Below are 12,992 nucleotides of genomic sequence, written 5' to 3'. Positions count from 1 at the left end.
GCCCCGTCCCCGTAGCGCGAACCTTTGCGGCTCGCGGCGAACGGGCGGCGGCTGCACGGCATCCAGCCTTTACGAGGGTATTGTCATGTTTGATCTACAGGCACTGGACCTGGCGCGCATCCAGTTCGCGTTCACGGTCTCGTTCCACATCATCTTCCCAGCCATCACCATCGGCCTGGCCAGTTTCCTGGCCGTGCTCGAAGGGCTTTGGCTCAAGACCCACAACAACACCTACAAGGACCTGTATCACTTCTGGTCGAAGATCTTCGCCGTCAACTTCGGCATGGGCGTGGTCTCCGGACTGGTCATGGCCTATGAGTTCGGCACCAACTGGAGTCGTTTCTCGGACTTCGCCGGCAGCATCACCGGCCCCCTGCTGACCTACGAGGTACTCACCGCGTTCTTCCTCGAAGCGGGTTTCCTCGGGGTCATGCTGTTCGGCTGGAACCGGGTCGGCCGCGGACTGCACTTCTTCTCCACGGTGATGGTGGCCATCGGCACCCTGATCTCGACCTTCTGGATCCTGGCCTCCAACAGCTGGATGCAGACGCCCCAGGGCTTCTCCATCGTCGATGGGCGGATCATGCCCATGGACTGGCTGGCGATCGTCTTCAACCCATCGTTCCCCTTCCGCCTGGCGCACATGGCCATCGCCGCGTTCGTCTCCACGGCGTTCTTCGTCGGGGCCTCCGGCGCCTGGCACCTGCTGCGCGGCAACGACACACCGCAAGTGCGCAAGATGCTGTCGATGGCGCTGTGGATGGCGCTGATCGTCGCGCCGATCCAGGCGGTGGTCGGCGATGCCCACGGCCTCAACACCCTGGAACACCAGCCGGCGAAGATCGCCGCCATCGAAGGGCACTGGGAAAACCACGGTGACGAGCCCTCGCCCCTGGTGCTGTTCGGCCTGCCCAACATGGACGGCGAGAAGACCGACTACGCCCTGGAGGTGCCGTACCTGGGCAGCCTGATCCTGACCCACAGCCTGGACAAGCAGATCCCCGCGCTCAAGAGCTTCCCCAAGGAAGACCGACCCAACTCGGCCATCGTGTTCTTCAGTTTCCGCATCATGGCCGGGCTCGGCATGCTGATGATCCTCACCGGGGTGCTGGGCCTGCTGCTGCGGCGCAGCGGCGCGCTGTACCGCAACCGCTGGTTCCTGCGCCTGGTCCTGCTGATGGGCCCCACCGGGCTGATCGCCATGCTGGCGGGCTGGATCACCACCGAAGTCGGTCGCCAGCCCTGGGTGGTCTACGGCCTGCTGCGTACCAGCGATGCCGCGTCCAACCACAGCGTGATGCAGCTGAGCGTGTCCCTGGCGTTGTTCGTGCTGATCTACTTCTCGGTATTCGCCGTGGGCATCGGCTACATGATGAAGCTGGTGCGCAAGGGCCCGCAGCCCCACCACGAGCACCTGCCCGAAGCCACGCCGGCCCAGGAACCGACCCCGCGTCGTCCGCTGTCCGCCATCTCCGAGACGTTCGCGTCCGGCGATCACCACAACTGAAACAAGGGAAACGATCATGGCTATTCAAGGCATAGATCTATCGTTGATCTGGGGCGTCATCATTGCCTTCGGGGTGATGATGTACGTGATCATGGACGGCTTCGACCTGGGGCTCGGCATTCTCTTCCCGCTGATCCCCGATGCCCGGGAACGGGACGTGATGATGAACACCGTGGCCCCGGTCTGGGACGGTAACGAGACCTGGCTGGTGCTCGGCGGCGCGGCGCTGTACGGCGCCTTCCCGCTGGCCTATTCGGTGATCCTCGAGGCGTTGTACCTGCCGCTGGTGTTCATGCTGGCGGGGCTGATCTTCCGTGGCGTGGCCTTCGAGTTCCGCTTCAAGGCCAGCCCCGAGAAGCGACATATCTGGGACCTGGCCTTCATCGGCGGCTCGCTGCTGGCGACCCTGTGCCAGGGCATCGTGATCGGCACCTATATCAGCGGCATCCCGGTGGTCGATCGCCAGTTCGCCGGCGGCACCCTGGACTGGCTGGCGCCCTTCCCGCTGTTCTGCGGCCTGGGGCTGGTGGTGGCCTATGCGCTGCTGGGCAGCACCTGGCTGCTGGTCAAGACCGAAGGCATGCTCGAAGCACGCATGCGCCACTACACCCGGCCCCTGGCGTTCGCCCTGACGGCGGTGATCGCGGTGCTGTGCGTGTGGACCCCCATGCTGCATCCGGAGATCGCCACCCGCTGGTTCGGCCACGCCCATATCGTGATCTTCGGCGCGCTGCTGGTGCTGGGCCTGCTGGCGTTCTGGGGCTTGCTCGGAACCTTGCGCCAGCATCATTCGCACTGGCCGTTCGTGTTCACCCTGGTGCTGGTGTTCCTGGGCTACATCGGCCTGGCCTTCAGTATCTGGCCGAACATCGTGCCGCCGTCCATCAGCCTGTGGGAAGCGGCCTCGCCCCTGACCAGCCAGTTGTTCATCCTGATCGGCACGCTGTTCATCCTGCCGATCATCCTGATGTACACCTGCTGGAGCTACTACGTGTTCCGCGGCAAAGTGAGGATCGGCGATGGCTACCACTGAACACCCAACCCTGCACGAAACCCTGGCCCGCCTGCCCTTGCACCGCCAGGTGGCACAACTGAGCCTGCTGTACCTGGGGGCGATACTGACACTGGCCTGCACCACGGCCCTGGTCCTGGAGCTGGCCCATGGATAAGCCACAAGTCACACGCCCCGTTCCGGGGTGGCGGCAACTGTTGTGGATGGCCGGCATCTGGTTGGCCAGCGTGGTCAGCCTGGGGCTGGTGGCCGGGTTGTTGCGGCTGCTGATGCAAGCTGCGGGCATGCGCAGCCACTGATAGGGGCCCATTACCCATACGCCCCCGGCACGCACTTGCGTGTCGGGGGCTTGTGCGTTCAGAGGGGCGTTGGCTCGCGTTCGGCCAAGTCTTCGAACAGCTCGGCCGAAGGCACGAAGAACAAGCCGCCGGTCACTGCCGTGCTGTAGTCCAGCAGGCGATCGTAGTTGCCCACCGGCCGCCCGACGAACATGTTTTCCAGCATCTGTTCCACCGGCTGTGGCGAGCGCGCGTACCCGATGAAGTAGGTACCGAACTCCCCGGCCCCTGGCCGGCCGAACGGCATGTTGTCGCGCAGGATCTTCACCTCTTCGCCGTTCTCCTCGAGGGTGGTCAGGGAGCTGTGGGAACAGCTGGGCTTGACCCCGTCGGCCAGCTCGATGTCGTCCAGCTTGGTCCGGCCGATGATGCGTTCCTGGGCCTCAACGGTCAGTTCGTTCCAGGCGCTCATGTTGTGCAGGTACTTCTGCACCAGGACGTAGCTGCCATTGGCGAACTGCGGGTCCTCGTCGCCCACCAGGGTGAAGTCCACGGCTTCGCGGCCCACCGGATTCTCGGTGCCGTCGACGAAACCCACCATGCTGCGCATGTCGAAGTAGCGAAAGCCCTGGACCTCGTCCACCACTTCGATCGCAGCACCCAACGGCTTGAGCAACTGGGTGGCGAGTTCGAAGCACAGGTCCATCTGTTCGGCGCGAATATGCAGCAGCAGGTCGCCAGGGGTGGACGGTGCCAGCCGCCCCGCTACCCCCACTTCACGAAACGGATGCAGCGCGGCCGGGCGCGGCCCGCCGAACAACCGGTCCCAGGCGGCGGAGCCGAAACCACAGACGCAGGTCAGGTTGCCCGCCGGTACCCGCTTGCCCACCGAGCGCACTCGCCCGGCGACATCGGCGCACCACTCGCGCAGGGTTTGCGCCGCTTCGGCACCGGGCGCCAGGGTGGCGACGATGAAGATCGCGCTGCGGGTAATGGGGCTGCAGACAGCTTGGGGCTCGGGCAAGCGCCCAGCCGAGGATGAAGGTGTCGTCATGTTGGATTCCACAGGCTACGGTCAAAAAATCACCCACGGAAATTAGCAGATTGCGGCGCCGTAGCCACCCACTCCTGTGGTCGCTGTCGAGCCTGCGCAGTTGCGCCTGGATTCGCAGGACCTTCTGGGGGATCGGACGGCCAATCCAGGGGCGGCCGCTGCGCGCCCGGGCGCAGCCTGCGGCAGCGGCTACACGAAGCACCTGTAGCCGCTGCTGAGCTTGCGAAGCTGCGCCAAGCTCCGCAGGACCTTCCAGGGGATCGGCTGCCCAACCTGGCGGCTAAACGCCCGCGCGCAGCACCCGCACCGGTACCGACTTGTAGGACGGCGTGCCGCTGTCGACGTCCAGGTAGTCCAGCGGCACCAGGCGGTTGGCCTCGGGGTAATAGGCGCCGACGGTGCCCGGGGCGATCTTGTACTCGATGGCGGTGATGTTCTCGTAGCGCAGGCGCCGGCCGTCGGTCACCGTCTCGATGTCCACCAGGTCGCCATGGGCCAGGCCCCGGGCCGCGAGGTCCGCCGGGCTGATGAACAGCACGTCGCGACGACCGAAGACCCCGCGGTAGCGATCGTCCAGGGCATAGATGGTGGTGTTGTACTGGTCGTGGCTGCGCAGGGTCACCAGGCGCAGGACGTCGGCGCCATCCACTTCCTTGTCTTCGTGCAAGCCGGGGAAGACGAAGAACTCGGCCTTGCCCGAGGGTGTCAGCCATTGGCGCTCGGCCGCCGCCAGGGGCATGCGGAAGCCTCCGGGAACGCGGATCCTGGCGTTGTAGTCGTCGAAGCCGGGGACGGTCTTCTCGATCAGGTCGCGGATCTTGTCGTAGTCGGTCACCAGTTCCAGCCACGGCACCTTGCTCGCGGTCAGCGTCGCCTTGGCCATGCCGGCGACGATCGCCGGTTCCGACATCAGGGCTTGCGAGGCCGGGGCCAGCTTGCCGGCCGAGGCATGGACCATGGACATCGAATCCTCGACGGTGATCGCTTGGTGCATACCGTCCTGCACGTCCATTTCAGTGCGGCCCAGGCAGGGAAAAACGTAGGTTTCCTTGGCTACAAGCAGATGGCTGCGGTTGAGCTTGGTGGCGATGTGCACGCTCAGGTCGAGCTGGGCCATGGCCGGGAAACACTGGCCCGGGTCCGGCAGGGCCACAGCGAAGTTGCCCCCCAGGCACAGCAAGGCCTTGGACTGGCCGGCGATGATCGCCTGCATCGCTTGCACCGCGTCATGGCCATGGCTGGCCGGTGGCTTGAAGCCGAACACCTGCTCGAGCTTGTCGAGGAACGCTTGCGCGGGTTTTTCGGTGATGCCCACGGTGCGGTTGCCTTGCACGTTGGAGTGGCCACGCAGCGGGCAGATCCCGGCCCCGGGCTTGCCCAGGTTGCCTCGCAGCATCAAGAGGTCGCAGATCAGCCGCACATTGGCGGTGCCCTCGTTGTGCTGGGTGATGCCCATGCCATAGGTGACGATGGTGGCATTGGACTTGGCATAGGCCGCGGCGACCATCTCCAGGTCGCTCTGCTTGAGGCCGCTGGCCTGTTCGATATCCGCCCACTGGGTGGCGTGCAGGTCGGCCTCCAGGGCAGCGAAGCCCAGGGTGTGCTGGGCGATGAAGTCGCGGTCCAGCACCTGCCCAAGGCTTTGCTCCAGGGCCAACAAGGCCTTCATGATGCCCTTGACCGCCGCGGCGTCGCCTCCGGCCTTGACCTGGAAGTACGAGGAGGCGATGCGCGTGGAGCCATAGGTGGCCATCTCCACCATGTTCTGCGGATCGGCGAAGCGCTCCAGGGCCCGCTCGCGCAGGGGGTTGAAGACCATGATCGGCACTTTGCGGCGTGACGCCTCATGCAGGGTGCCCATCATTCGCGGGTGGTTGGTGCCGGGGTTGTGGCCGATGGAGATGATCAGCTCGCAAACATCGAAATCCTCCAGCGATACCGTGCCCTTGCCGATCCCGATGGATCTGGGCAAACCGACGCTGGTGGGTTCATGGCACATGTTCGAGCAGTCGGGAAAGTTGTTGCAGCCATATTCCCGGGCAAACAGCTGGTACAGGTAGGCCGCCTCGTTGGAGGCCCTGCCCGAGGTGTAGAACTCCACCTGCTCGGGCTTCAGGCCACGCAGGACCTGGCCAATGCGCTCGAAGGCGGCCTGCCAGGGCACCGGCTTGAAGGTGTCGCTGGCACGGTCGTAGACCAGGGGCTCGGTGAGGCGACCGAGGTCCTCCAACTGATAGTCCGAGCGCTGCAGCAGCGAGGCCACCGGATGGCTGGCCAGGAACTCGGGTGTCACCCGTTTGTTGGTGGCCTCCCAGGTCACCGCCTTGGCGCCGTTCTCGCAGAACTGGAAGGTCGACTTGTGCTCCTTGTCCGGCCAGGCGCAACCCGGGCAATCGAAACCGTCGGGCTGGTTGGTGCGCATCAGGGTCAGGGGGGCCTTGAGGGTGTCCATCTGCTCGCGTACGGCCGTGGCCGTGGCCTTGAGCGCGCCCCAGCCACCGGCGGGACCATCGTAGTTGCGGATTCCGGGAACCTTGCGTCGAGTGCTCATGATCGCTCCAGGGCCAACCGGCCCTGTACGGCGCGAGTCGGCAATGACAGGTCATCGACCACCGGGGCGGCGTCAGGCAGCGCCAGGCACCCGGCAATGATCCAGGCACGGATGGCCGGATCGCCAGGCGTCTGGATCAAGAGGAAATGCGGCGCAAACTTTGCGGCGCATGCTGAAATCTAGCGCTGCGCCCCGGGCTGTCAAGGCCAGGTGCCGACCGGTGCAGGCCGGCTCACTGCACGGCGCTGCGGCGCAACCTAGGGCTCCAGCCCTGCTGCATGCCGGCGGCGGCGAGCAGGATCGCACCGACCCCGAGCCACTGCAGCCAGCCCAGGCGGTGACCGAACGCCACCCAATCGACGAAGATCGCCGCGATCGGATAGATGAAGGACAAGGCCCCGGTCAACGCCGTGGGCAGCTTCTGGATCGCACCGTACAGCAGCACGTACATCAGTCCCGTATGGATGATGCCCAGCGCCAGCAGGCTGGCCCAGGCACTGGCCTCCCGGGGTGGCGTGCCGAGGTTGGCCCAGGGCGCCAGCAGCAACACACCGGTGCAGACCTGGATCAGGGCGATCAGGTGCGGCGGGGTTCCGCTCAAGCGTTTGATCAGCAGCGCGGCGAAGGCATACAACAAGGCTGCGCTCAGGGCCAGGCCGATGCCCAGCAGGTAATCATCGCCAGACTCGCCCTGCCCTTCATGGGCACTGACGATGGCCAGCATTCCACCGAACGACAGGCACAGCCAGAATAATTTCTGCGCAGTGATTTTTTCCCCCAGGAACAACGCGCCCAAACCCACCAGGAGGAACGGCTGGACGTTGTACACCGCGGTGCCGATGGCGATCGAGGCCCGGGAATAGGAGCCGAACAACAGCACCCAGTTGCCGACGATCGCCGCGCCGCTGACCACCGCCAGCAAGAGGACCCGTTGCGTGAGAATGTCCTTGCGCAGCAAGCCCAGGGCAGCGCAGACCAGCAGCAAGGTCGCGGCGCCAAACAGGCAGCGCCAGAACACCACGTCCAAGACCGGTTGCCCCGAGACCAGGACGAACCAGCCAATGGTTCCGGAAATCAGCATGGCGGCGCTCATTTCCAGCGATCCGCGACGAATCAATGCATCCATCATCAGGCTCCTTTATCGGTCGCCAGATTATCCGTAACTCAACTACGGCCTCACCAGAGAAAATCCTAGGCTAGACTCAGCCTTCGCCTTTTTTATCAAGGCAAGAAAGCCCATCTACCTAACGAGACTGCCATGCTGGATGCCATCGACCAGACGCTGATCAGCGCCCTGATGCAAGACTCCCGACTTTCACTCAAGGCCCTGGGGCAGATCAGCGGGCTGTCCGCCCCCAGTGTCGCCGAGCGCCTGCGCCGACTAGAGGAACGAGGGGTGATCAGCGCCTACACCCTGGAAATCGACCCAAAATTCCTGGGGTATCAATTGCAGGCCATCGTGCGCATCCGTCCCTTGCCGGGAAAACTGCAGGAAGTCGAACGACAGATCCTGGCGATCCCCGAGTTCACCGAGTGCGACAAGGTCACCGGCGACGATTGCTTTTTCGCACGCCTGCAGGTGCGCTCCATGGAACAACTGGACAGCCTGCTGGACCGCCTCAACCAGTACGCCGAGACCAACACCTCGATCATCAAGAAGTCACCGATCAAGCGCCGTTTGCCGCCCATGGAGTGAACATCTGCCCTGCTCCGGCCAAGAAAATCCGGGCGATAAAAAACCCGCCGAAGCGGGCTTTTTCAAGGCTTGGAACTGAAGATCAGTCGTCGCGGCTCATGATGCCGAACAGCTGCAGCAGGCTGACGAACAGGTTGTAGATCGATACATACAGGCTGATGGTAGCCATGATGTAGTTGCGCTCGCCGCCGTGGATGATGGCGCTGGTCTGGAACAGGATGCACACCGAGGAGAACAGCACGAAGCCGGCGCTGATCGCCAGTTGCAGGCCGCTGATCTGGAAGAACAGGCTGGCCAGCACGGCGCCCATCAGGACGAAGAAACCGGCGGTGATGAAACCACCCAGGAAGCTCATGTCCTTGCGGGTGATCAGCACGTAGGCCGACAGGCCGCCGAACACCAGTGCGGTCATGGCGAAGGCCGAGCTGACCACTTCAGCGCCGCCCTGCATGCCCAGGTAGCGGTTGAGGATCGGGCCCAGCAAAAAGCCCATGAAACCGGTCAGGGCGAAAGTCGAGACCAGGCCCCAGACCGAGTCACGGAGTTTGCTGGTGAGGAAGAACAGACCGTAGAAACCGATCAGTACGACGAAGACGTTCGGGTAACCGACGCGCATCTGTTGTGCCACGTAGGCCATGATCCCGCTGAAAGCGAGGGTCAGGGCCAGCAAGCCATAAGTGTTGCGCAGGACGCGGCTAACCTCTAGCTGCTCGGCCTGCACGCCGTTGTTAACTGCGTAATCCTGTTCGCGCATGGCGACACTCCTGTTGGTTGAAACATTTAGTGGCAAGGATGATAACAGAGGCGCTGTAGCGCGCGACGCAGAGAGTTTGACAGTGTGTTTCATTCGGGTATTATGGCGCCCGCAATGCGATCTGGAGGTGTGGCCGAGTGGTTTAAGGCAGCGGTCTTGAAAACCGCCGACTGTAACAGGTCCTAGAGTTCGAATCTCTACGCCTCCGCCAAATCTCTACGATAAAGCCCTGATTATTCAGGGCTTTTTTGTGTCTGGCATTCAGCCTTGGCGTCATGCAACACAAAGCGTTCCATAACTATTATGGATGCGTTCCATAACTAGCCCTCCTCCGGCGTCCTGCCGAATACACCTCGTCGCCTCAAATCGCGGGCTTGCTACATATCAGATACTGTACATAAACACAGTATCAGTTACGTAGTCTGATCCGATGAAGAATCAACTCCTAGCCCATGCCCCCGCTAAAGCCGAGCGAATGGCGCAATGGCGCCGCTATCTCGACGACCACGAAAAACGTTTCAACAATCCAGAAGTGCATCGCTCAATGTGCCGCCTCATCTCGCAAGACATGCTCAACGAGCAGATCATCAGCGCAGCAGAGAAATTCGAACTCGACGAGATCGCAGACGCGGCGTACTGGCACGCAGTCGAAACGCTGATCGACTGTGAGCCGGACTTTATGTCGTCGGGTTTCTACGACCTGGTTGCGCGCGACGGTGGGCCCAGTATCGGGAAGCTTTCGGGCACCCTCTATTACCCTGCAGACAGAAATGACTATGCCGCGCAAATTATTGGTGAACGAGAGAACAGGCGCTTGGTTTTCCGTATGACCGGCAGCATCTGGAAAATGGAGGGCATGACGATCACGACTCCGGACGGCCGGATGCATGACCTTGTGATAACGGGTCAACGAATCAACGGCATCGAGTACACGAACATCGATGATCCTGACGCCTATAGAGCGATTGCGGAGTGCGCCCAGGTTGCGCTGGAGAATCACGACTTCGGAACGTACCAGCGCGCTCGCCCCCTGCTCCTTACTTCAGCATTCAAGAAGTGCCCTGAATGCCTTAACCGGTTCGCCACTCGCGAAGAATGCCAGGCCTGCGGCGGACGTGGGTTCGTTGCCAGGGGAAACCCAGGGTCTACAGTGTAAGGATCGCTACGCTGGGTAGAGACCTCAAGATGTGCGGACGACTTTCGCAGTACCGCGGCATTCACGACTTTGTTGCTGCACTCAGCATGCCAGGAGCCTGGCAGAACAACGTCGGTGATCAGCCGCTGGGCCGCTACAACGCGGCGCCGACGATGCAGCTCGCCCTCCTTCATGCTGCCGGCGACCAGATACACGCCGACGCTGTCCGCTGGGGTTGGCGGCCGCATTGGGCGAAAGACCGCGCCGCGCCAATAAATGCCCGCGTCGAGAAAGTGGCCCACGGGCCTTTCTTCCGCCAGATCTGGCCACACCGCGCTATCTGCCCGATCGACAACTGGTTCGAATGGGTAGATGAAGGCGGATCGAAGAAGCAGCCCTACCTGATCCGCCATCGCGACGGTTCACCTATCCTTTGCGCTTCAATCGGGCAGCTACCGGATCTGGATCAAGGCCCAGGCGAGCACGACGGCTTTGTGATCATCACCGCCGACGCCCAGGGCGGCATGGTCGATATCCACGACCGGCGGCCCGTGGTCCTGGCACCTGACCTGGCCAGGGAATGGCTCGATCCGGCAACGCCAAAGGAGCGCGCCGAACAGATGGTCCTACACCAGGGCGAACCCGCCGACGCCTTCGAGTGGTTCCGTGTCAATACTGCGGTGGGCAACGTCAGGAATCACGGGGCGCATCTCATAGAGTCCTCAACCAAGCCTGCCGTTGGCGATGCGGTGAACAACGGCTGATCACTGGCAAGCCCGGCCCAACGCCTGGCTTCCTGTGCCAGCCCTATCTATCCCTGCTATGGTGACGCCCCTCAACCAGACGGCAGGAAGCGGTCAAGAATGGATTCAATGAAAACACTGTGTGTGATTTTACTGGCATTGGCTAGCACTCCAGTTGTAGCGCACGAGAACAATGATCCAGTCGAAAAAGCGATGTTTATCACTACGATTGCTCCCCTCCTGATTGTTAGCGGAACCACCGCACTAACGGTTTATGGCCCTTCGAGTATGAAATCGGCAAAGGCAGATGCGCTTGCGTTCATCGGCTCAGATGGCGAGATCCGTGGAGCTCAATTTGAGCAGGCAGCACGTTACTACCACTCGGCCTATGGCCAGCCGCATATGACCGATAAGCAGTTGGCTCTGGCAATCGCAACTTCATTCTGAGGGGCGCCCCGCATCATGCTCATGGGCCATCATAAGTCTGTTCGCGCATCGCTACCCTGCTCCTTTGCTCAGCATCTGCCGATCACTGGCAAGCCACAACGGACGCAACGAGCAAACGCTCATCTGCCAGGAGCGCCCACACCTTTAGCTTCAGACTATCGGTCTTGCGAAGGATAATGACTGCACAGGCCATCATCGGATTTTGCCCACCCCAGCAGGTTCTTTAGTTTCCAGCAAGGATTGCTCGCGCTCAATTGCAGCTACCAACCAGTCTCCAGCCTCCTGAATCTGAGCGTGCCACTCGGACCGATTAACTAGCCCCAATCGCAACATCTCATTGGCGGTGGAGATCAGGTGACAGTAGCGTTCATCGATACATTCCTCAGCGATATCCTGTATAGCCAATAGATACCGCCATTCAACCAGGGCCGTATTAATCATGGGCTTGACCTCGCTGAGTAGCACTCCACGCTTAATGTATAGCAACACTTCTAGGCCTGATGATTTGGCCTCTGCACGTCTTTTTATCCGGCGGCACGCCGATGATTTCCCGATATCTTTGTGACATAACGGCAACGAACAGGGTTCAGTCTTTCACTCCGCGCCTTACACGCTATCTCGCCAAGCTCTCGTAGGCCTGCTCGCACGTCACTCCCCTGCTCCGGCTTTGATCAGCCTCTGCCGCCAGGTCTCCCGCTCGCGCGTCAGCGCGCTTGAACAGCTCGGCAAGCACCAGGGCGGTGCGGGTTGCTGCCGCGCTTGCGGCGGCAGTGCAGGAATTGCTGCTGGTCGTACGCTTGAGGCGCTCTGTGAGATCGTCGACTGTCCGCTGCAGGCTCCCAGCAGCAGCGCGAGCGGTAACAGCATCAGCTGCAGCTTGATCGATTTTCCGTTGCCCATCTTGGACCGCCTTTGTAACTGATCGTTGGTAGGCCTGCTCTTTGTCACGCTCCTCGGCTTCTGCCAGGGCCCAGGCCTGTTTGTCGCCGGCGTCACGGGCATTCCAGCGGGCCTGCCACTCTGCATTCTCGACAGACCTACCGTGCTGATACGCGCCGTAGAGGGAGGCGAGCACCAGCACCAGGGCCAGGGCTGGCAACAACCAGCCCGGGGCCTTCATGCCGCCTCCAGGAACAGCTCACGCTCTGCCGAGCGCCGACGGGCCAGACCGGTAAGCACTTTGCCACCGGCCTTGTTCCAGCGCGGAAACTGCTCTGCGGCCCCGGCATAGTCACCGGCGTTGAGCAGACGGCGCAGCGTGGACGACTCCAGGTTCCCAGCCCCAAGGTTGTAGGTGAAGCTCATGAGGGCGTCCCACTGGTTCTGGTTCAGCGGCGCGGTGATCAGTCGTTGCACATCAGGCTCAAAGCGCTGCACGTCATTGAGCAACATGCGCTCGGCCTGCTCCTTGCTAATCGACATACCAGGCTTCACGCCACGGGTCGTGCCGTAGCCGATGGTCCAGACTCCGACGGCATCTTGATAGGCTTGCAGGCGCAGGCCTTCGAACGACTTGATCAGGCTCAAGCCGCGTTGCGATGTACGCATTGGGTTTTCTCCAGGCACAAAAAAACCGCCAGATGGCGGTGTGTTTGGTTACTACTGCGTTAGATCAGGCTGCGCGCCTCGGCACGCTTCTCTGCGATATCGGCCGGGACGTCCTTGCCGGTTTCCAGCTTGCGTACCACCAGCCAGTCGGTCTGGCGCAGGTACTCGCGGGCCTCGTTGGCTTTCCGATCCTGCTCAGTGAAGGTTTTCTTGCTCTGCGAGAAGTCCATTGTCGTCCTCGATAGTTTCGATGGTTGGGATCTCAGG

General features: G+C 62.2%; 17 protein-coding genes and 1 tRNA gene. 9 read left to right on the top strand and 9 right to left on the bottom strand.

The features are described 5' to 3' along the window. The first annotated feature begins 85 nt into the window (after positions 1 to 85). Genes CAG11_RS21665 through CAG11_RS21655 form a run of 4 tightly spaced genes read left to right on the top strand, consistent with a single transcriptional unit; the run spans position 86 to position 2,818 of the window. Positions 86 to 1,507, top strand: coding sequence for a cytochrome ubiquinol oxidase subunit I (locus CAG11_RS21665; RefSeq protein WP_085597876.1), 1,422 nt, complete (start codon positions 86 to 88; stop codon positions 1,505 to 1,507). A gap of 16 nt (positions 1,508 to 1,523) precedes the next feature. Further along, a complete protein-coding gene (gene cydB / locus CAG11_RS21660; RefSeq protein ID WP_085597875.1) occupies positions 1,524 to 2,540 on the top strand; it encodes a cytochrome d ubiquinol oxidase subunit II in 1,017 nt (338 codons plus the stop codon). Continuing rightward, the gene (locus tag CAG11_RS33850; RefSeq protein ID WP_177409161.1) at positions 2,527 to 2,676 is read left to right on the top strand and encodes a hypothetical protein; all 150 of its coding nucleotides are present in this window, start codon (positions 2,527 to 2,529) and stop codon (positions 2,674 to 2,676) included. Before cydB ends, CAG11_RS33850 begins: the two co-directional genes overlap by 14 nt. After that, positions 2,669 to 2,818 (top strand): DUF2474 domain-containing protein, encoded by a 150-nt coding sequence (locus tag CAG11_RS21655; RefSeq protein ID WP_085597874.1) that lies wholly within the window; start codon positions 2,669 to 2,671, stop codon positions 2,816 to 2,818. The genes CAG11_RS33850 and CAG11_RS21655 overlap by 8 nt, the downstream gene beginning before the upstream one ends. 58 nt (positions 2,819 to 2,876) lie before the next feature. Here CAG11_RS21655 and CAG11_RS21650 read toward each other — a convergent pair whose 3' ends face one another. From CAG11_RS21650 to CAG11_RS21640, 4 genes are all read right to left on the bottom strand, one after another. Continuing rightward, positions 2,877 to 3,851 (bottom strand): Dyp-type peroxidase, encoded by a 975-nt coding sequence (locus tag CAG11_RS21650; protein WP_085597873.1) that lies wholly within the window; start codon positions 3,849 to 3,851, stop codon positions 2,877 to 2,879. 280 nt (positions 3,852 to 4,131) lie between these two features. Beyond that, a complete protein-coding gene (locus CAG11_RS21645; RefSeq protein WP_085597872.1) occupies positions 4,132 to 6,402 on the bottom strand; it encodes an FdhF/YdeP family oxidoreductase in 2,271 nt (756 codons plus the stop codon). After that, positions 6,399 to 6,542 (bottom strand): hypothetical protein, encoded by a 144-nt coding sequence (locus CAG11_RS33650; protein ID WP_157836811.1) that lies wholly within the window; start codon positions 6,540 to 6,542, stop codon positions 6,399 to 6,401. Before CAG11_RS33650 ends, CAG11_RS21645 begins: the two co-directional genes overlap by 4 nt. Positions 6,543 to 6,634: 92 nt before the next feature. Beyond that, positions 6,635 to 7,528: a DMT family transporter gene (locus tag CAG11_RS21640; protein ID WP_085597871.1), complete on the bottom strand. Its 894-nt coding sequence runs from the start codon at positions 7,526 to 7,528 to the stop codon at positions 6,635 to 6,637. A gap of 132 nt (positions 7,529 to 7,660) precedes the next feature. On the opposite strand from CAG11_RS21640, the gene CAG11_RS21635 reads away from it, so the two are divergent. Next, the gene (locus CAG11_RS21635) at positions 7,661 to 8,098 is read left to right on the top strand and encodes an Lrp/AsnC family transcriptional regulator (protein WP_085597870.1); all 438 of its coding nucleotides are present in this window, start codon (positions 7,661 to 7,663) and stop codon (positions 8,096 to 8,098) included. An 82-nt stretch (positions 8,099 to 8,180) separates the two neighbouring features. Here the strand turns inward: CAG11_RS21635 and CAG11_RS21630 are convergent, their stop codons facing one another. Further along, positions 8,181 to 8,852 (bottom strand): Bax inhibitor-1/YccA family protein, encoded by a 672-nt coding sequence (locus CAG11_RS21630; RefSeq protein ID WP_022639478.1) that lies wholly within the window; start codon positions 8,850 to 8,852, stop codon positions 8,181 to 8,183. A 123-nt stretch (positions 8,853 to 8,975) separates the two neighbouring features. On the opposite strand from CAG11_RS21630, the gene CAG11_RS21625 reads away from it, so the two are divergent. From CAG11_RS21625 to CAG11_RS21610, 4 genes are all read left to right on the top strand, one after another. After that, positions 8,976 to 9,063: transfer RNA gene (locus CAG11_RS21625), tRNA-Ser, on the top strand. A gap of 219 nt (positions 9,064 to 9,282) precedes the next feature. Then, positions 9,283 to 10,008, top strand: a complete 726-nt coding sequence (locus CAG11_RS21620) for a hypothetical protein (RefSeq protein ID WP_085597869.1) — start codon at positions 9,283 to 9,285, stop codon at positions 10,006 to 10,008. Positions 10,009 to 10,037: 29 nt separating this feature from the next. Then, a complete protein-coding gene (locus CAG11_RS21615) occupies positions 10,038 to 10,751 on the top strand; it encodes an SOS response-associated peptidase family protein (RefSeq protein ID WP_085597868.1) in 714 nt (237 codons plus the stop codon). Between the two features lie 99 nt (positions 10,752 to 10,850). Next, positions 10,851 to 11,177 carry a DUF2388 domain-containing protein gene (locus CAG11_RS21610; protein ID WP_085597867.1) on the top strand — a complete coding sequence of 109 codons (327 nt, stop codon included), beginning with the start codon at positions 10,851 to 10,853 and terminating at the stop codon, positions 11,175 to 11,177. 192 nt (positions 11,178 to 11,369) lie between these two features. Here the strand turns inward: CAG11_RS21610 and CAG11_RS21605 are convergent, their stop codons facing one another. The 4 genes from CAG11_RS21605 to CAG11_RS33845 all read right to left on the bottom strand — a co-directional run bounded on the left by CAG11_RS21605 (position 11,370) and on the right by CAG11_RS33845 (position 12,955). After that, positions 11,370 to 11,618 carry a hypothetical protein gene (locus tag CAG11_RS21605; RefSeq protein ID WP_143494715.1) on the bottom strand — a complete coding sequence of 83 codons (249 nt, stop codon included), beginning with the start codon at positions 11,616 to 11,618 and terminating at the stop codon, positions 11,370 to 11,372. Between the two features lie 172 nt (positions 11,619 to 11,790). Continuing rightward, complete coding sequence (locus CAG11_RS21600) at positions 11,791 to 12,297, bottom strand: DUF2514 family protein (RefSeq protein WP_085597865.1); 507 nt, start codon at positions 12,295 to 12,297, stop codon at positions 11,791 to 11,793. After that, positions 12,294 to 12,725: a lysozyme gene (locus tag CAG11_RS21595; protein ID WP_085597864.1), complete on the bottom strand. Its 432-nt coding sequence runs from the start codon at positions 12,723 to 12,725 to the stop codon at positions 12,294 to 12,296. The genes CAG11_RS21600 and CAG11_RS21595 overlap by 4 nt, the downstream gene beginning before the upstream one ends. Before the next feature lie 59 nt (positions 12,726 to 12,784). Next, entirely contained in the window at positions 12,785 to 12,955 is a 171-nt protein-coding gene (locus CAG11_RS33845) for a hypothetical protein (RefSeq protein ID WP_177409160.1), read from the bottom strand. Positions 12,956 to 12,992 lie beyond the last annotated feature (37 nt).

Source organism: Pseudomonas sp. B6(2017), from assembly GCF_002112765.1.
Taxonomy (GTDB): Bacteria; Pseudomonadota; Gammaproteobacteria; order Pseudomonadales; family Pseudomonadaceae; genus Aquipseudomonas; species Aquipseudomonas piscis.
The sequence above is the reverse complement of the archived record's forward strand: the minus strand, read 5'-3'. Positions and strand labels throughout refer to the sequence as shown.